Here is an 18,077-nt window from a genome sequence, read left to right as displayed (position 1 = left end):
GGCTAGTCCAAAAACCCTTTGAGCTTCAATTCGATGGAGCGCGGGTTCTCACCCTCGGCAATCGACAGAATGCCCTCGATGAGCATTTCCCGATAACGCGACTGCACGCGGACCACTGCCTTGAGCTTGTTGGCGATCGGCAGCAGCAACAGGTTGGCAAACGCCACGCCATAGATGGTCGCCACGAACGCCACAGCAATACCGCTGCCCAGCTGGGAAGGATCGCTCAGATTGCCCATCACCTGGATCAGGCCCATGACTGCCCCAATGATGCCAATGGTGGGCGAATAACCCCCCATCGCTTCGTAGAACTTGGCGGCCTGCAGGTCGCGCTCTTCCTGGGTGAACATGTCGGCTTCGAGAATATTGCGGATATTGGCCGGCTCGACCCCATCGGCCAGTAACTGCATGGCCTTGCGCGCAAAGGGATCGGGCTCGTCGTCGGTCATCGGTTCAAGGCCCAAGAGGCCTTCCTTGCGGGCGACCAGGCTCCAGCGGGTGACTTTCTCGATGCCTTCGGTGAGCTCCACCCGAGGCGGCAGGAGAATCCAGTGACTGATCTGCAAGGTGCGCTTGAGCACCGGCAAGCGGCTCTGCAGCAAGCTGGCCGCCAGCGTCCCGCCCACCACAATCAGCGCCGCCGGCGCATTGAGCAGCGAGCCGATCGTACCGCCTTCGAGAATATTGCCACCCAGGATCGCCACAAACGCCAGCAGGATCCCGATCAGACTCAATACATCCATTACTGGCACACCTCGGTCAAATGTCGGCCGATATCGTCAAGGCTGAAAATGGCATCGGCCAGGTTGGCCTTGGCTATGGCCATGGGCATGCCATAAATCACGCTGCTCGCCTCATCCTGCGCCCACACCTGGCTGCCGCTCTGCTTGAGCAGACGGGCGCCTTCGCGCCCATCCGCCCCCATGCCGGTGAGCACCACGGCCAGTACCTTGTCCTGGAAGGACTTGGCCGCCGAGCCGAAGGTCAGGTCTACGCTGGGCTTGTAATTGAGGCGCTCATCGCCGGGAAGAATCTTCACCGCGCCACGCGTGTCGATCATCATCTGCTTGCCACCCGGCGCCAGCAGCGCCAGGCCGGGGCGCAGGATATCGCCGTCCTCGGCTTCCTTGACGCGGATCTTGCACAGTTTGTCGAGCCGCTCGGCAAAGGCGCCGGTGAACGCTGCCGGCATATGCTGGATCAACACGATGGGCGTGGGAAAATTGGCCGGCAACTGGGTCAGTACACGTTGCAACGCGACCGGCCCACCGGTCGAGGTGCCAATGGCCACCAGCTTGTAAGCCTTGCGCTTGGGCGCAGGAAGCCGCTCGACAGCGCTCGTTTCGACGGTTCGTGTCGGCGCTTCGCTGCGCAGCGGCAGACGCTCGGCGCGCACATGCGCCGCAGCGCTGCGGCGCATGTGCCGGCCGCCGTTGGCAACCGTCAGCACCTTTTCGCACAGCAGCGTTTTGACCTTCTCGACATTGCGCGAGATGTCTTCAAAATTCTTCGGCAGGTAATCGACCGCCCCAGCATCCAGCGCATCCAGGGTTACCCGGGCGCCTTCATGGGTCAGCGAAGAGAACATCAATACCGGAGTAGGGCAACGCTGCATGATCGCGCGCACAGCGGTGATACCGTCCATCAACGGCATCTCGTAATCCATGGTGATCACATCCGGCTTCAATGCCAGCGTTTTATCGATCGCCTCTTGCCCGTTGTTGGCCGTGCCGACCACTTTGATCCGCGGATCGGAGCCGAGGATCTCGGTGAGCCGACGACGAAAAAAGCCGGAATCGTCCACAACCAGGACATTGATAGCCATAACTACTCCTAAAACGCGCCGGCCCCTAAGGACCGGCGTTTGGCATCAGATACGACGTCCGTAGTGCTTGAGCATGCTCGGCACATCGAGAATCAGGGCAATACGCCCGTCGCCGGTTATGGTCGCGCCAGCCATGCCGGGCGTGCCTTGGAGCATCTTGCCCAGCGGTTTGATGACCACTTCTTCCTGCCCCACCAACTGGTCGACGACGAAGCCGATGCGCTGATTGCCGATCGACAGAATCACCACATGCCCTTCGCTCTGCTCCTGGTCCGCGACCTCAGGCACCAGCCAGCGCTTGAGATAGAACAGCGGCAAGGCCTTGTCGCGCACAATCACCACTTCCTGGCCATCCACCACGTTGGTGTCCGACAAGTCGAGGTGGAAGATTTCGTTGACGTTGACCAGCGGGAAGGCGAAAGCCTGATCGCCAAGCATAACCATCAGCGTCGGCATGATCGCCAGCGTCAGCGGCACCTTGATGACCACCTTGGAGCCCAGGCCCTTGGTGGAATGCACCGTGACGCTGCCGTTGAGCTGGGCGATGCGGGTTTTCACCACATCCATGCCCACGCCGCGTCCGGACACGTCGGAAATTTCCTTTTTGGTGGAAAAGCCCGGCGCAAAAATCAGGTTGTAGCATTCGAGGTCGCTCAGGCGATCGGCGGCATCCTTGTCCAGCATGCCCTTTTCCACAGCCTTGGCACGCAGAACCTCGGCATCCATGCCCTTGCCGTCATCGGTGATCAGCAACAGAATGTGATCGCCTTCCTGCTCGGCGGACAGCACCACCTTGCCGGTGCGCGGCTTGCCGGCGGCTTCGCGCTCTTCAGGCATTTCGATGCCGTGGTCCACCGCGTTGCGCACCAAGTGCACCAACGGATCGGCCAGCGCCTCGACCAGATTCTTGTCCAGGTCGGTGTCTTCACCGATCAGCTCGAGATTGATTTCCTTCTTGAGCTGACGGGACATGTCGCGGATCTGACGCGGGAAGCGGCCGAACACCTTCTTGATCGGCTGCATGCGTGTCTTCATCACCGAGGTCTGCAGATCGGCCGTGACCACATCGAGGTTGGATACGGCCTTGGCCATTTCCTCGTCGCCGCTGTTCAGACCCAGGCGCACCAGGCGGTTACGCACCAGCACCAGCTCGCCGACCATATTCATGATCTCGTCCAGGCGCGCGGTATCCACACGGACGGTGGTTTCCGCCTCGCTCGCCGGCTTGGCCGGGGCACTCGCAGGCTTGCTCGGCTTGGCGGCAGCCAGCGGCTGCGCAGACGGGATCGCCGGAGCACGTTCTACCGGCGTGGCGACCTGCTCGGGCTTGAACTGACCCTTGCCATGCAGCTCGTCCAGCAGGCTTTCGAATTCGTGGTCAGTGATGTCCTCACTCGCGGCCGGCTGCACCGGCGCTTCAATGGCATCCGGCACAAACTTGCCTTTGCCGTGCAGCTCGTCCAGCAGGCTTTCAAATTCGTCGTCAGTGATGTCCTCACTCGCGGCCGGCTGCACCGGCGCTTCGATGGCGTCAGGCACGAACTTACCCTTGCCGTGCAGCTCATCCAGCAGATTCTCGAACTCGTCGTCGGTGATTTCGTCTGTCACCGCTGCCGCCGGCTCGGCGATGGCACTGAGTAATTGATCGAACTCGCTGTCGGTAATGTCCACATCGGCGCCGGGTTTGGCAGCTTCGGATGTCGTGGCCGCAGTCTGAGTAACAGACGCAACAGGCGCAGCGACGGGAGCGGCATTCGAGTCGGCCAGACGCGCCAGCGCGGCCAGCAGCTCGGGCGTGGCCGGTGTCAGTTCAGCCCCTTCGCGCACCTCGGTAAACATGCTGTTAATGGCGTCGAGGGCCTGTAAGACCACGTCCATCAGCTCGGGATCGACGCGTCGTCCACCCTTGCGCAGCATGTCAAAGACGTTTTCCGCAATATGGCAACATTCCACCAGCTCATTGAGCTGCAGAAAGCCTGCACCGCCCTTGACGGTATGGAAACCGCGGAAGATCGCATTGAGCAGATCCATATCATCCGGACGGCTTTCCAACTCCACCAACTGTTCGGACAGTTGCTCGAGAATCTCGCCGGCCTCCACCAGGAAATCCTGGAGGATTTCATCATCGGCGTCGAAGCTCATAACAGTGCCCCCTAAAACCCAAGACTGGAAAGCAGATCGTCGACGTCGTCCTGACCGGACACGACATCATCACGTTTATCGGCATTAAGTTGCGGACCTTCACCCTGTGAAGAATTTTTTTGTTGGTCTAGCTCCGCTCGCAGTTCGGCATGGTCATGCTGAATACCCGTGAAACGATCGACATCACTGGCCATCAGCATCAGCTTGATCAGATCGCTTTCCACTTCGGTTACCAGCGAGGTGACGCGCTTGATGACCTGTCCGGTCAGGTCTTGGAAGTCCTGCGCCAGCATGATTTCATTCAACTGCGCACTGAAACGCTCGCTGTCCTGCTCGCACCGGGCAAAGAACTGCTCAACGCGACGGGCCAGATGGCGAAACCCCTGTGCATCCATTTCACGCTGCATGAAGCGTTGCCACTCCTGGCGCAATGCGCTCGCTTCGTCATGCAGCGCACTGACCATCGGCACGGACTCCTCCACCAGATCCATGGTCCGGTTGGCCGCCCGCTCGGTCATCTCTACCACATAGGACAGGCGCTCGGTGGCGTCGGTGATTTGCGACGCCTCGTTGCCATCCGTCAAACGCGGATCGATATGAAAATTGACAATGGCGGTATGCAGTTCGCGGGTGAGCTTGCCCACTTCATGATACAGACCGCGATCACGCACCTTGTTGAGCTCGTGGATGATCTGCACGGCCTCGCCGAACTGCCGATTCTCCAGGCTGTCCATCAACTGGCGGGCGTTGTGCATCAAGCTGGTTTCCAGCTCCCCCTTCACATCGCGGTTTTCCATTGTTCCTCCGAGGCCTGTCAGCCGTTGACTCGCTCGAAGATCTTTTCGATTTTTTCTTTGAGACCTTGAGCAGTGAAAGGCTTGACGACATAGCCGTTAACCCCTGCCTGCGCCGCTTCGATGATCTGGTCGCGCTTGGCTTCCGCAGTCACCATCAACACCGGCAGGTTCTTCAAGCGCTCGTCGGCACGCACGATGCGCAGCAGATCGATGCCGCTCATGCCGGGCATGTTCCAGTCGGTCACCAGGAAGTCGAAATTGCCGCTTTGCAACATGGGTAACGCCGTCAGGCCGTCATCGGCCTCGGCGGTATTGGTGAAGCCCAAGTCACGCAGCAGGTTTTTGATGATGCGTCTCATCGTTGAAAAATCATCAACGATGAGGATTTTCATGTTCTTGTCCAAATTCGACCTCCACACAGTGTAAAAACGCAGCCGGTCTCCGGACTGCGCCCCCTATATCCCGAAAACCAGCGTACCCCTGATCAGCGTGCCCGCCAGGCGCTCAGCCGCACCCGCAACCGCGCGGCGCACTGGCTGTGCAACTGACTGACGCGGGACTCGCTGACCCCCAACACTTCGCCGATTTCCTTGAGATTCAGTTCCTCGTCGTAATACAGCGACAGCACCAGACGCTCACGCTCCGGCAGATTGGAGATCGCCTCGGCCAAAGCATTCTGAAAGCGTTCATCCTCATGCTCGCGTGCAGGGCTGGGATGGGAATGGTTGGGATCTTCATCCACCGCATTGCCTTCGTTCTCCTGCAGCAGGTCGTCGAAACTGAACAGTCGGCTTCCCAAGGTATCGTTGAGAATGCCGTAATAATCTTCGAGGCTTAACTGGAGTTCGGCAGCAACCTCGTGATCTTTAGCGTCGCGACCGGTTCTTGCTTCAATAACCCGGATCGCGTCGCTGACCATGCGGCTGTTGCGGTGCACTGAACGCGGTGCCCAGTCGCCCTTGCGTACCTCATCCAGCATGGCGCCGCGGATGCGAATACCGGCATAGGTCTCGAAACTCGCGCCCTTGCCCGAGTCGTATTTCTTCGACGCTTCCAGCAAGCCGATCATGCCGGCCTGCATCAGGTCCTCAACCTGCACACTGGCCGGCAGGCGAGCGAGCAGGTGATAGGCGATACGTTTGACCAACGGTGCATGACGCTCAATGAGTTGGCTTTGCGAATCCTCGGGCTGTGCCCGGCTGTACATGCGAAGTCCTTGGGAATTCATACGGAAGTATCACCAGGTCTTTTCACCAGTCGCTCGACAAAAAACTCCAGATGCCCGCGTGGGTTGGCAGGCAACGGCCAGCTATCGACCTGTTGCGCAATGGCCTTGAACGCCTGCGCACATTTGGAACGCGGATAGGCTTCGTAGACGGCGCGCTGCTTTTGCATCGCCTTGCGCACCGTCTCATCCATGGGAATGGCGCCGACATACTGCAGGGCGACATCCAGGAAGCGATCAGTCACCTTGGTCAATTTGGCAAACAGATTGCGTCCTTCTTCCGCGGTACGGGTCATGTTCGCCAGTACGCGAAAACGGTTCATGGCGTAATCACGGTTGAGCAATTTGATCAGGGCGTAGGCATCGGTGATCGAGGTCGGCTCGTCGGTGACCACCACCAGAACCTCCTGGGCAGCGTGCACGAAACTCACCACCCCCTCGCCAATCCCTGCAGCGGTGTCGATGATCAAGACATCGAGGTTGTCACCGAGATCACTGAACGCCTGAATCAGCCCAGCATGCTGCTGAGTGGACAGGCGCACCATGCTCGCGGTGCCGGACGAGGCCGGCACGATGCGAATGCCGCCCGGCCCCTGCAACACCACATCACGCAGCTCGCAGTCGCCGGCAATCACATCGGCGAGGTTGCGTTTGGTGGCCAGGCCAAGCATGACATCCACGTTGGCCAGACCAAGGTCGGCGTCCAGTAGCATCACCCGGCGGCCGAGTTCGGCCAGGGCCAGCGACAGGTTGACCGAGACATTGGTCTTCCCCACGCCACCCTTGCCGCCCGTTACGGCGATCACCTGTACAGGATGCAAGCTACCCATGTTCTCTTAACCTCGCCATTCTGCGCTCACTGCCCGTAACCCCGGGCACCGCTCTTTGGCGTGACATGCTCGTAGGGCCACAACTTGCTTCCCCAGGTCTATCCAACGCGACGCGTCGCGTCACTGTTATAAAGGCCGGCAAACATGTCGGCCATGAGATCCTCACTGGGATCTTCTGTCATCTGCATGCGCACCGCGCGGCTCACCAACTGGTGGCTGCGCGGTATGTGCAGGTCATCCGGAATACGGGGGCCGTCTGCCAGATAGGCCACCGGCAGATTTTGCCCAACCACCACACCAAGCACCTCGCCAAGGCTCAGCGCCTCGTCGAGCTTGGTAATCACGCAGCCGGCCAAGCCGCAGCGTTGGTAGGTGTTATAAGCCGCTTTGAGTACCTGTTCCTGGCTGGTGGCACCCAGCACCAGGTAATTGCGCGACTTCAGGCTGCGACTGGCCAGCGCCTCGAGCTGCATGCGCAGGGCCGGGTCACTGGCGGGCAGCCCCGCGGTATCAACCAGTACCAGGCGCTTTTTGGCCAGCGGCTCGATTGCCGCGACCAGCGACTCGCCGGGCTCGATCTGGGTGACCGACACGTTGAGAATCCGACCGAGCGTCTTGAGCTGTTCCTGGGCACCGATCCGGTAGCCATCCATGCTGGCCAAGGCGACATTCTTTGCGCCGTACTTAAGCACGAAGCGCGCGGCCATCTTCGCCAGTGTGGTGGTCTTCCCCATCCCGGCAGGCCCTACCAGCGCGATCACCCCACGCGCTTCCAGCGGTTCGGTCTCCGGCACCTGAACGCTGCGGGCCAGATGCGCCAGCAGCATGCGCCAGGCCTTGCGCTGGTCGACTTCATCACCAATTTGTTCCAGCAGGTTGCGGGAGATCTCCACCGGCAAACCGATACGCTGCAAACGCCGCCACAGACTGGCGCGCTGCGGTTGTTTTTCCTGAATATTGCCCCAGACCATGGTGCCCAGCTGCATCTCGATCAGTTCGCGCAGGCCGCTCAGCTCGTCACGTACAGCATTGAGCGCACCCTCCGCCTGAGTCTCGGCGCGCGGGTGTGGTTTTTCCACCAACGGGGCGGCAAACACCTGATTCTCCGGGGCACTTTCCCCTTCGCTGCGAATGGCCAATTCGACCTGGGCCGAGGCAATCATTTCCTGAGTCTTGCGCAGTTCGGCTTCCAGCTGCAGGTTCGGCTCGCGCACCAACTCGCTCGGCAGCTGATAATTCAGCGCCGCCATCAATTCCACGCCGCCGGAAATACGCCGATTGCCAATAATCGCGGCATCGGCGCCCAGCTCATCGCGCACCTGTTTCATGGCTTGTCGCATGTCGGCGGCGAAGAAGCGTTTGACCTGCATGCTCTTTTTCCCTCAGTTAATTCTGGCCCACGGTGGCAACAATGGTGACTTGCTTGTTGTCCGGGACTTCCTGGTAAGACAGCACGTACATGCTGGGTACAGCCAGCCGTGCAAAACGCGAGAGCATCGCGCGAATCGGGCCGGCCACCAGCAGTACCACCGGTTTGCCAAGCGTCTCTTGACGTTGCGCGGTCTCGACGAGGGAACGTTGCAGTTTCTCGGCCATGCCCGGCTCGAGGAGGAATCCTTCTTCGCCTCCCTGGGCGGCTTTCTGGACGCTATTTAGCAAGATCTGTTCCAACCGTGGATCCAAGGTAATCACCGGCAGCTCCGGCTCTAGTCCCACAATGCTTTGCACGATTCCGCGCGCGAGCGCCACGCGCACCACGGCGACCAGCGCGCCAGGATCTTGACTCTTGCCGGCCGCACTGGCGATCGCCTCGGCGATGCTGCGGATATCACGCACCGACACCTGTTCCTGCAACAACGCTTGCAGCACCTTGAGCAGGGTGGACAGCGAGACCATGCCCGGTACCAGCTCTTCGGCGAGCTTGGGCGAAGACTTGGCCAGCAGTTGCAGCAATTGCTGGACTTCTTCATGGCCGAGCAATTCGTGGGCGTGCTTGTAAAGCACCTGGTTCAGGTGCGTGGCCACTACCGTACTGGCATCCACCACGGTGTAACCGAGGGTTTGCGCCTGCTCGCGCAGCCCGGGGTCGATCCACACCGCCTCCAGCCCGAAGGCCGGGTCCGTGCCAGCGATGCCGTTGAGCGTGCCGAACACCTGGCCTGGGTTGATGGCCATTTCCCGATCCGGGTACAGCTCAGCCTCAGCCACGCTGACGCCCATCAGCGTCAGGCGATAGCCGTTGGGCAGCAGGTCAAGGTTGTCGCGGATATGCACCGAAGGCATAAGGAAACCCAGGTCCTGGGAAAGCTTTTTACGCACACCCTTAATGCGCGCCAGCAGCGGCCCTCCCTGATTGCGATCCACCAGCGGGATCAGCCGGTAGCCGACTTCCAGGCCAACCAGGTCCACCGGGGTCACATCATCCCAGCCCAGCTCCTTGGTTTCCGGCGCGGGCAAGGCCGGCAATTGATCGGCAGCCCCAGGCGTACCGGGGGCGCCAGACGCCTCGGCAGCCTTGGTCTTCTGGCCTTTTTTCCAGATCAGCCACGCGCCACCGGCGGCCAGCAGGCCCAGGCCGATAAAGGACATATGGGGCATGCCCGGCACCGAGCCCATGGCAATCAGGATCATCGCCGCGACGGCCAGCGCCTTGGGCGAGGTGAACATCTGCCGGCTGACTTGCTGGCCCATGTCTTCCGAGCTGGACACCCGGGTGACCATGATCGCCGCTGAAGTGGACAACAGCAGCGAGGGAATTTGTGCGACCAGGCCGTCACCGATGGTCAACAGGGAATAGATGCGTCCCGCCTCGCTCAGCGACAGGTCGTGCTGCAGACAGCCAATGGCAATGCCGCCGAGCAGGGTAACAAACATGATCAACAAACCGGCCACGGCATCGCCGCGCACGAACTTGCTGGCACCGTCCATCGAGCCGTAGAAATCGGCCTCCTGGGATACTTCGGCACGGCGCATCTTGGCTTCGTCCTGATTGATGATCCCGGCGTTCAGGTCCGCATCAATGGCCATTTGCTTGCCGGGCATCGCGTCCAGCGTAAAACGCGCGCTGACTTCGGAAATGCGCCCGGCGCCCTTGGTGATCACCACAAAGTTGATGATCAGCAAAATCGCAAACACCACACCACCGACGACATAGTTACCGCCAACCACCACCTCACCGAAGGCCTGGATGACCTTGCCGGCCGCACCCTCTCCTTCCTGGCCATGCAACAGCACCACGCGCGTGGAAGCAATATTCAATGCCAGGCGCAACAAGGTGGCGACCAGCAAAATGGTGGGAAATACAGCGAAATCCAGCGGGCGCAGGGCGTACACACTGACCAGCAGTACGACGATCGACAGCGCGATGTTGAAGGTAAAAAACACATCGAGCAGGAACGGCGGCACCGGCAGGGTCATCATCCCCAGCAGTACCAACACCATGATCGGCACCCCGAGGTTGCCCCGACCCGCCCCCACCAGGCTGCTGCGCATGTTCACCAACCGCGTGCGATCCACCCACTTCTCCTACCGCAGAAACATTTTTTTGACGCACTCGATGGCGTTCAGCTCTGATAGCAAGAAACCGTCCAACTTGTGACGGACATCGAAAAAAGAAGAAAAAACGAAGAGTCGAAGCACTGGCTCCAGCCACGCTTCAGGCGATGACGGCAGCGTTTGCACGCTCCGTACTCGGCACAAGCCTGGCGACAGGGCATTGCGCCCCGCCGCCATCAAGCATTAGCGCTTGCGCAGCACCACGCTGCCAATCGAGTAACCGGCACCGAACGAGCTGAGCACGCCAACCGCACCGCTGGGCAAATCATCCTGGTGCGCGTGGAAGGCAATCACCGAACCGGCGGAACTGGTATTGGCGTAAGTGTCCAGAATCACGGGCGCCTCGCTGGGCTGGGCGTCGCGACCGAGCAATCGCCGCGTGATCAGCAGGTTCATGTTCAGGTTGGCCTGGTGCAGCCAGAAGCGCTGGACGTCTTCGACGGCAATACCGGCTTCCTGCAGATGCTGGCCGATCAGCTCAGCCACCATCGGGCAGACTTCCTTGAACACCTTGCGACCTTCCTGGACGAACAGCTTGTCAGGGGCGCCGATGCCCTCTTCCGCCGCGCGGTTGAGGAACCCGAAATTGTTGCGGATGTTGTTGGAGAACTGGGTTACCAGTTTGGTGCCGACAATGTCCCACTGGTTCTGCGAAGTGGCCAGATCGGCGCGCTCGAGAATCACTGCCGTTGCAGCGTCACCGAAAATGAAATGACTGTCGCGGTCGCGGAAGTTCAAATGGCCCGTGCAGATTTCCGGACTGACCAGCAATACCGCGCGCGCCTGGCCCAGTTGCACGGCGTTGGCCGCCGTCTGGATGCCAAAGGTCGCCGAGGAGCAGGCCACGTTCATGTCGAAGCCAAAGCCGTGGATACCCAGTGCAGCCTGGACCTCCACCGCGATGGCCGGATACGGGCGCTGCAGATTGGAGCAGGCGACAATCACCGCATCGATATCGGCAGCCGTTCTGCCGGCGCGCTCGAGCGCCTCGCGAGCGGCGGCTACGGACATCTCGCAGAGGATGCTCCACTCGTCATTGCTGCGCTCGGGAATGCGCGGCGCCATGCGCTGCGGATCGAGAATGCCTGCCTTGTCGATCACGAAACGACTCTTGATGCCCGAGGCCTTCTCGATGAAAGCCGCACTGGATTCACTCAGCGCTTGAACCTCGCCACGCTCGATGGCAGCGGCGTTGTCGGCATTGAACTGTTGAACGTAGGCATTGAAAGAGGCCACCAGTTCATCATTGGAGATGCTCTGGGCTGGGGTATACAAGCCGGTACCGCTGATCACGACGTTATGCACTGTCGTTCCTCTTGGCTGTGATTTGGAGGTAATGGCGAATATTGTGCCCGAAAATTTCCAGCTTTACCGCTCGGTTTCCCATTCAAATGCGCCTTTTCGGGCGACTTAGGCGACAACGGCCATCAATATGGCATTACACCTCAACGCGGTTCACAACCTGTCCGAGGAGCCGGTCGCCAGGCTCCGCAACAGAGCCCTATGGTTTATCCTGTGCAACCCCTTGATCAGCCAGAGATTTGCCATGCATACCGCACTTGCCGAATTGATTCGCCTTGTCAGCTCGGGCTGCCTGGCCGAGCAGGAGATCCTGCGCATCGCCGATGAGGCCGCCCAGGCCTATGCCGATGCCGATGCGTTTCTGGCCAACAATCCTGACATCAACTATGACGACAGCTTTCCCATCCCGCTGGGCGAGTGGGTAGTGGTCGGCAGTTTGCCGGATACCGTGCTGTTCCAGGCCGACTTTTATGAAGAGCTGTTTCAGCAAATCCTGAACTCCTTCGGCCCGGATGTGAATTTCGTACTCAAAGCCAAGCAGCTGGCCAAAACCGAACCCCTGAAGGCGCTCAATCGCATTCAGGTGCAGCTCAACGCGTTGTATCCAGAAAAAGGCGGCTATGTTCTGGTGGACTTCAGCGAACCGCTGGATGATGAGCTGCAGGCCGTACTGGTCTATACCTGCGATCTCGAGCGGGTGATGGCCCTGGCCGTGGAGCTGGGCATCTACGCCGCCCCGGCCTATGAAACGCTGCGTGCCGAACAAGCAGAAGGCTGACACTCATGAGCGACCAAGACACACCCAAACCGCTGGACGATGCGACCCTGGCCTTCGCGGAGCAGGTATTCGACAGTGCTCGCAACGGCGATGCCGAACGTCTTGAACACCTGCTCAGCCAGGGTCTGCCTCCCAACTTGCGCAACAGCAAGGGCGACAGTCTGCTGATGCTGGCCAGCTACCACGGCCATGCGGAGGCAGTGCGCGTGCTGCTGGCCCACGGTGCCGACCCGCAATTAATCAATGCCCGCGGACAAACCCCCTTGGCTGGCGCCGCCTTCAAGGGTGATCTACCCATGATCGAGCTGCTGCTGGCCGGCGGTGCGGACGTTGAGGGCGCCTCGCCTGACGGCAAGACCGCTCTGATGATTGCGGCCATGTTCAATCGCGGGGACATTGTCCGCTGCCTTATCGATCACGGCGCCGATCCGCACGCCCGCGACGCCAACGGCGCCACACCGCTGGCGGCCGCTATCCTGATGGGCGCCGAAGAGACCCAAGCGCTGCTGCGCGCATTGCAAGATTAACCAGGTACTCCAACTCTCACTCGGTGGGCTGTCCACTCCACAACCCAGTTGTTTGATGCGTCGGAACAAGCTGCTCGCGACCGGGATGATGACGCCCAATCTTCGAGCCTTAGCGATGGCAGGACGCCGATACCCATCACCGCTCAAACCAGGCAATGGGCATCGCTGCGTTAACAAGTGCGTATTGCGCCTAGTGCACCTGAGGCACGACCACCTCGTCCAGGTCGATGCGTTTCCAGGTCGGCTTTTCCCCCAGACGCGCATTGAAACGGGTATTGAATGTGAAATCGTCTTCAGTGTGCACACTCAAGGGATTGCCATACAGCTGCTGCAGGCCGGGCAAGTCATAATCGAGCAGGTGCAGCAGCGTCGGAAACAGGTTGTAGTGGCTGGAGCGATTCCGGTTGCCCGCCAGTTCAGCTTCCCAATCCAGGGTCTGCAGTTCGCGACCCTGCATCACCACCAGCGGAACCAGTCCCTCCTCCACCACCGGGTCGCCGCCGCAATGGGTGTTCAGCCCGGGATTGCCGCGTTCATGCAAATCCTGGCCGTGATCGGAGGTGTAGAGCACCACCGTCTTGCTCAGATCGGCCCGCGAGAACAGCCGCGCAAAGAATTCGCCGACATTCCACAGCAAGGTGTTCTTGTAGGCGTTGCGGTAGCGCTGCCAGTCTGCGGCGCTGCCGTCGAACCCGTCACGCTCGCCGGTATCGGTGATATGGGTATAGCGGCCGCGAGGCAGCGCTGGCTGATAGCGCATGAAGGAGTCGGGATATTTGTCGTGGACCGGGAAATGCGCTCCGACCTTGTTGATGATCACCAGTGACGGAATCGCGTTATCCAGCACCTCGACCAGCTTGTCGACCACTGCCATGTCGCGGTCACGCACGGCAACATCCTCGAATTGGATGAACAGGTCGATCTCACGCTGCTCATCGCGGGTCATCAGGTTCTGCAGATGGCCACCGGTGCGCTGGGCATCGATGTAGACGGTACGCAGACCGGCGTTGCGGGCGTACTGCCAGATCGACGGCATGGTGGTATTGATGCGCAAGTAGTCATCGCGAGTACCGCCGTAACGCAGGGTGACATTGGTGTCGGCACTGCAGTTGGCAATGGCGGCCGCATAGCCATAGTTGTAGATGGCCACGCCCTCGGGCGAACGTTTCAGCCCACTGTACACGCCGTGCTCGGAGTTTATGTCGAGGTAATGTCCGGACACACTTTCATCGATGATCAGCACGATGTTGTAGTCGATATCCTTGCCGCCCCGCGCCAGGGTGACTGGCTGACGCGGCCCCACCGTGTTCTGCAACGCCTCATAGGTGTACAGATTGAGGTAGGTCAGCGGCGTGAACATCATCGGCAGCCCGCGGGCGCCTTCACCACCCCGCATGAACAGGATCGCCGAAAGCAGCAGCACTCCGGCAATCGGCGCGCCGGCACTCAGCCAGAGCGGAACACGCGTGGCAGGTGTGGGCTTGAGGCCAATCCCCAGCAACAGCAACAGCCCACTCCCCACTGCGGGGAGGATGCTGGAACTGAACTGCTGCAAGGCATCGCCGATGAAGGCCTGGGAATGCAACAGGGAAACGAAGCCGCTGTAGGTCAGATAATCAGCGGTGATTTGTCGATGGGCTTCGAAGAATACCGCAGCGAGAAAAAATGCCAGAGCATACGTATAACGCAGCATGCGCGGCCGGATGAAGGCACCGAGCAGCAAGGCCGCGAACAGTACTGCAAATACACTGAGGTAAAGCACGCTCCCCAGCCCCCACCCCATCGCCTCCAAGCGTTCCAGGTAATAATCGTAGGCGGAGAGCAAATAAAGAATGATCAGGCCGATTTTGAGGTGAGCCATGTTGCTTTCTTCCCTGCCAGACAAGCCCGTCTCTTCCGCACCTCGGGACGAGGGCAGTTTTAGAAATGGTGACGAGCCCAGTTGAACCCACAGTCTTTGCGGCGCGCGCAAACGTCAGCCACGACACCCAGGCGCACAGAGAAAACACAATTTGCATCCATGCAAGCAGGGGCGACTCCTTCGTAACGCGAATGTCACCTTAGCAGGCTATTTTGAAGCGCAACGTTGCGCCGATGAAATGCGCACAAACGTTGGCATGGGTCGGGGGTATGAGGACTGGCAAGATGGCACCGGTTTTGTTGACCGGCAAACGCTTTACGCCTGGCCTGCAGGCATTCCGAACAGTGCATCGATGCGCGCGCAGTCATTTTCACGGCGCAGTACGGCAAACATCTCCACAGCCTCGGGGTAGCTGCGCGTAAGCATGGCCAGCCATTGCTTGAGCCGGCCCGGCGCATAGCGGGGTGACAGCTTATGACGTGCGCGAATCCAGAAATCGTGCAGCAGCGGTTGCAGTTCCTGCCAGCTCATTTCCACCACTGGCTGACCCGCCCGCGCGGCGGCGATCTGCCTGGCCAGATCCGGACGCGAGACCAGGCCGCGGCCCAGCATGACGTCGTCAACACCGCTGATTTCCCGACAACGGCGCCAGTCTTCCAGGCTCCACACATCGCCGTTGGCGAACACCGGCACCGCCACGACGTCTTGCACCCGTGCCACCCACTCCCAGTGGGCCGGCGGCTTGTAGCCATCCCGTTTGGTCCGTGCGTGCACCACGATCTGCGCCGCGCCGCCTTCGGCCAGGGCTCGCGCGCAATCCAGCGCACCGTCGGGGCTGTCGAAACCCAGGCGCATTTTCGCCGTCACCGGAATCGCTGCGGGTACTGCGCGGCGTACTTCACGCAGAATGGCGTGCAGCAACTCCGGCTCGTCCAGCAGCACCGCGCCGCCGCGTGACTTGTTGACTGTCTTGGCCGGGCAGCCGAAGTTCAAGTCGATCACTGGCGCACCCAGTTCACAAGCAAAGGCTGCGTTGTCGGCCAAACAGGCCGGATCGGAACCGAGTAACTGCAGGCGCATCGGCGTACCCGCTGACGTGCGCGAGCCTTGCTTCAACTCCGGAGCCAGCTTGTGGAAATGCGTGGCCGGCAACAGCCGATCGCTGACCCGGATGAACTCGGTCACGCACCAATCGATGCCACCGACACGGGTCAGCATGTCGCGGAGGATATCGTCGACCAGTCCCTCCATGGGCGCCAGGGCGATTTGCATGGGCAATCTCGTAGAAAGGGGGGCGTAGTGTAAGGAAGCCGCGGCAAGGCGCAACTGCGCCAACCCCGATCGGGCGCAGCCTTTCGCGGGCGAATGCGTGGAAGGAGGATCTTCAGCCTGCGTGCAACGCCTGCCCGTATCCCTCGACGAACTCCACCGGCATACGCTTGGGTTTGCCGCTGGAGAGTTCGATGCACACGAAGGTGGTCTGGGCCCGCAGCAACGTACTGGCATCGTGCGCACGAATCAGTTGGAAGCGCCGCAGCATCTTCAGCTTGTGGTCGGATTCCACGATCCAGGTACCGATCCGCAGGCGCTCGCCTTCATAAGCACTGGCCAGGTAATCGATCTCATGGCGCACCACGGCCATGGCACGGTCCAGGCGACGGTACTCCACCAGATCCAGGCCCAGACTCTGCGAATGCTGCCAGGCGCAACGCTCCATCCAGCTCACGTACACCGCGTTGTTAGCATGCCCCAGTCCATCGATATCCTGGGCGCCCACCTCGATATCGACAATGAACGGCTTGTCCAGATCCCAGTTCACGAGTGCTGCTCCAGGCTGCGCGCCAGTTCACACGCCTCGCGGGCCAGCTGGGTGATCTGGTCCCAGGCGCGGGCACGCACCAGGTTGGCTGGCGCGATCCAGGTACCGCCGACGCAGGCAACATTGGGCAGACTGAGAAAACTCAGCAGGTTGTCCACATTGATGCCACCGGTGGGGCAGAAACGGATGCCGGTGAAGGGGCCCCTGAGGCTCTTGAGCATTTTCACGCTGGCACTGCCATTGGCCGGAAACAATTTCAGGGAGCGATGACCGAACTCCAGCGCCATCAGCACCTCGGAGGGCGTCAGCACACCGGGCAAATACGGCAGTTGAGCATCCAGGGCGGCCATCGCCAGACGCTCTGTGCACCCCGGGCTGACCGCGAATTGTGCCCCGGCATCACGGGCTTCGAGGAACTGTGCGGCATGAATCAGGGTACCGGCGCCGACCAGCAGGTCGGGCAGCGCCTGGCGAATACTGGTCACCGCCTCCAGGGCCCGCGGCGTGCGCAGCGTCACTTCCAGCACACGAACTCCACCGGCATGCAGCGCCTGAGCAAGCTCCACCGCACTTGCCGCATCCTCGATGACCAATACCGGCAGAACCGGACGGGCCTGCTGCAAAATCGCTTCCATTGTCAGGCTCATGGCACGCCTTACCCCGTATGACTGTTAAAAACGCAAGTCTCGTCGTCAGGCAATCCACTCACGACCTGCGCATCATCGCAAATACCTCTGCGACCTCGCCACCCGGAGCGGGACTATCCGACATCGCGCGTCCCGGACAACCACTGAGGCTTTTTCGCGCCCATAAAAAAACCCGTCACGACGGACGGGTTTTTTCCGCATGAAGCATTAGAGCGTGGAGACGTCTTCAGCTTGCAGGCCTTTTTGGCCCTGAATCACCGCAAACTCGACCTGCTGGCCTTCCAGCAAGGTGCGGTGGCCCTCGCCGCGAATCGCCCGGTAGTGGACGAAAACGTCCGCACCGCTTTCGCGTTGAATGAATCCATAGCCCTTGGCGTCATTGAACCACTTGACGGTGCCCAACTCACGATCAGCCATTACTGCATCTCCAACTCATTTTTATTAGACCGCTCCCCTTATGGCGAGGAGCCTGGACAGTTGTCGCCCAACTCAGGTTGAGCCGCAGTGGGCATGATGATGGCCAGGGACAACTGTCCGCGGAGTATAAAGCAACCATCCGGGCTGAAAAGGGGGCTTTTTTGTCGCGTCTATAAATCTCAATGAATTCCGCGAATTGCACATACTTATTGATACGTTTGGCGAGGATGCTCGTATTTCGCGGCAACAGCCGCCTCCTGCTGGAAGGCTGGCTGGTCCAGGTCGTCACAAGTAACGGCGGATCGCCGATGTCGCAGCTGGCGCAAGGCGGCGTCGCTCCTCGCAGGCGGGT

The 18,077-nt window shown here is 60.4% G+C and carries 17 protein-coding genes; 2 read left to right on the top strand and 15 right to left on the bottom strand.

Translation table 11 applies throughout. The features are described from left to right. Positions 1-2: 2 nt before the first annotated feature. The 10 genes from H9642_RS04930 to H9642_RS04885 form a co-directional block, all read right to left on the bottom strand. Positions 3-743 carry a flagellar motor protein gene (locus H9642_RS04930; protein WP_251835271.1) on the bottom strand — a complete coding sequence of 247 codons (741 nt, stop codon included), beginning with the start codon at positions 741-743 and terminating at the stop codon, positions 3-5. Continuing rightward, positions 743-1,825 carry a protein-glutamate methylesterase/protein-glutamine glutaminase gene (locus H9642_RS04925; protein WP_251835270.1) on the bottom strand — a complete coding sequence of 361 codons (1,083 nt, stop codon included), beginning with the start codon at positions 1,823-1,825 and terminating at the stop codon, positions 743-745. The genes H9642_RS04930 and H9642_RS04925 overlap by 1 nt, the downstream gene beginning before the upstream one ends. Before the next feature lie 45 nt (positions 1,826-1,870). Then, positions 1,871-3,967 carry a chemotaxis protein CheA gene (locus H9642_RS04920; protein WP_251835269.1) on the bottom strand — a complete coding sequence of 699 codons (2,097 nt, stop codon included), beginning with the start codon at positions 3,965-3,967 and terminating at the stop codon, positions 1,871-1,873. A gap of 11 nt (positions 3,968-3,978) precedes the next feature. Further along, positions 3,979-4,764 carry a protein phosphatase CheZ gene (locus tag H9642_RS04915; RefSeq protein WP_251835268.1) on the bottom strand — a complete coding sequence of 262 codons (786 nt, stop codon included), beginning with the start codon at positions 4,762-4,764 and terminating at the stop codon, positions 3,979-3,981. A gap of 17 nt (positions 4,765-4,781) precedes the next feature. Continuing rightward, positions 4,782-5,156 (bottom strand): chemotaxis response regulator CheY, encoded by a 375-nt coding sequence (locus H9642_RS04910; protein WP_251835267.1) that lies wholly within the window; start codon positions 5,154-5,156, stop codon positions 4,782-4,784. A 92-nt stretch (positions 5,157-5,248) separates the two neighbouring features. Further along, on the bottom strand, positions 5,249-5,992 hold the full coding sequence (gene fliA, locus H9642_RS04905) for an RNA polymerase sigma factor FliA (protein WP_251835266.1): 744 nt from the start codon (positions 5,990-5,992) through the stop codon (positions 5,249-5,251). Further along, on the bottom strand, positions 5,989-6,819 hold the full coding sequence (gene fleN / locus H9642_RS04900) for a flagellar synthesis regulator FleN (RefSeq protein ID WP_251835265.1): 831 nt from the start codon (positions 6,817-6,819) through the stop codon (positions 5,989-5,991). Before fleN ends, fliA begins: the two co-directional genes overlap by 4 nt. Before the next feature lie 98 nt (positions 6,820-6,917). Further along, positions 6,918-8,189 carry a flagellar biosynthesis GTPase FlhF gene (gene flhF / locus H9642_RS04895; protein WP_251835264.1) on the bottom strand — a complete coding sequence of 424 codons (1,272 nt, stop codon included), beginning with the start codon at positions 8,187-8,189 and terminating at the stop codon, positions 6,918-6,920. Positions 8,190-8,205: 16 nt separating this feature from the next. Then, the gene (gene flhA, locus H9642_RS04890) at positions 8,206-10,335 is read right to left on the bottom strand and encodes a flagellar biosynthesis protein FlhA (RefSeq protein WP_251835263.1); all 2,130 of its coding nucleotides are present in this window, start codon (positions 10,333-10,335) and stop codon (positions 8,206-8,208) included. A 222-nt stretch (positions 10,336-10,557) separates the two neighbouring features. Further along, a complete protein-coding gene (locus H9642_RS04885; protein ID WP_251835262.1) occupies positions 10,558-11,679 on the bottom strand; it encodes a beta-ketoacyl-ACP synthase III in 1,122 nt (373 codons plus the stop codon). A gap of 241 nt (positions 11,680-11,920) precedes the next feature. Between H9642_RS04885 and H9642_RS04880 the strand changes: the two genes are divergently transcribed. Together H9642_RS04880 and H9642_RS04875 are read left to right on the top strand one after the other, a co-directional pair. Beyond that, a complete protein-coding gene (locus H9642_RS04880; RefSeq protein ID WP_251835261.1) occupies positions 11,921-12,454 on the top strand; it encodes a hypothetical protein in 534 nt (177 codons plus the stop codon). Positions 12,455-12,459: 5 nt separating this feature from the next. Beyond that, on the top strand, positions 12,460-12,981 hold the full coding sequence (locus H9642_RS04875; RefSeq protein WP_251835260.1) for an ankyrin repeat domain-containing protein: 522 nt from the start codon (positions 12,460-12,462) through the stop codon (positions 12,979-12,981). A 190-nt stretch (positions 12,982-13,171) separates the two neighbouring features. Here the strand turns inward: H9642_RS04875 and H9642_RS04870 are convergent, their stop codons facing one another. The 5 genes from H9642_RS04870 to H9642_RS04850 all read right to left on the bottom strand — a co-directional run bounded on the left by H9642_RS04870 (position 13,172) and on the right by H9642_RS04850 (position 17,725). After that, positions 13,172-14,842 carry a sulfatase-like hydrolase/transferase gene (locus H9642_RS04870; RefSeq protein WP_251835259.1) on the bottom strand — a complete coding sequence of 557 codons (1,671 nt, stop codon included), beginning with the start codon at positions 14,840-14,842 and terminating at the stop codon, positions 13,172-13,174. Between the two features lie 315 nt (positions 14,843-15,157). Further along, entirely contained in the window at positions 15,158-16,114 is a 957-nt protein-coding gene (locus tag H9642_RS04865; RefSeq protein WP_251835258.1) for a tRNA dihydrouridine synthase, read from the bottom strand. A 112-nt stretch (positions 16,115-16,226) separates the two neighbouring features. Then, entirely contained in the window at positions 16,227-16,661 is a 435-nt protein-coding gene (locus H9642_RS04860; protein WP_251835257.1) for an acyl-CoA thioesterase, read from the bottom strand. Further along, on the bottom strand, positions 16,658-17,308 hold the full coding sequence (locus H9642_RS04855; protein WP_251835256.1) for a bifunctional 4-hydroxy-2-oxoglutarate aldolase/2-dehydro-3-deoxy-phosphogluconate aldolase: 651 nt from the start codon (positions 17,306-17,308) through the stop codon (positions 16,658-16,660). The genes H9642_RS04860 and H9642_RS04855 overlap by 4 nt, the downstream gene beginning before the upstream one ends. Before the next feature lie 207 nt (positions 17,309-17,515). Beyond that, positions 17,516-17,725 (bottom strand): cold-shock protein, encoded by a 210-nt coding sequence (locus H9642_RS04850; protein ID WP_251835255.1) that lies wholly within the window; start codon positions 17,723-17,725, stop codon positions 17,516-17,518. Positions 17,726-18,077 lie beyond the last annotated feature (352 nt).

The sequence above is a fragment of the Serpens gallinarum genome, from assembly GCF_014836765.1.
Classification (GTDB): Bacteria; Pseudomonadota; Gammaproteobacteria; order Pseudomonadales; family Pseudomonadaceae; genus Serpens; species Serpens gallinarum.
This window is presented reverse-complemented; position numbering and strand designations above follow the sequence as displayed.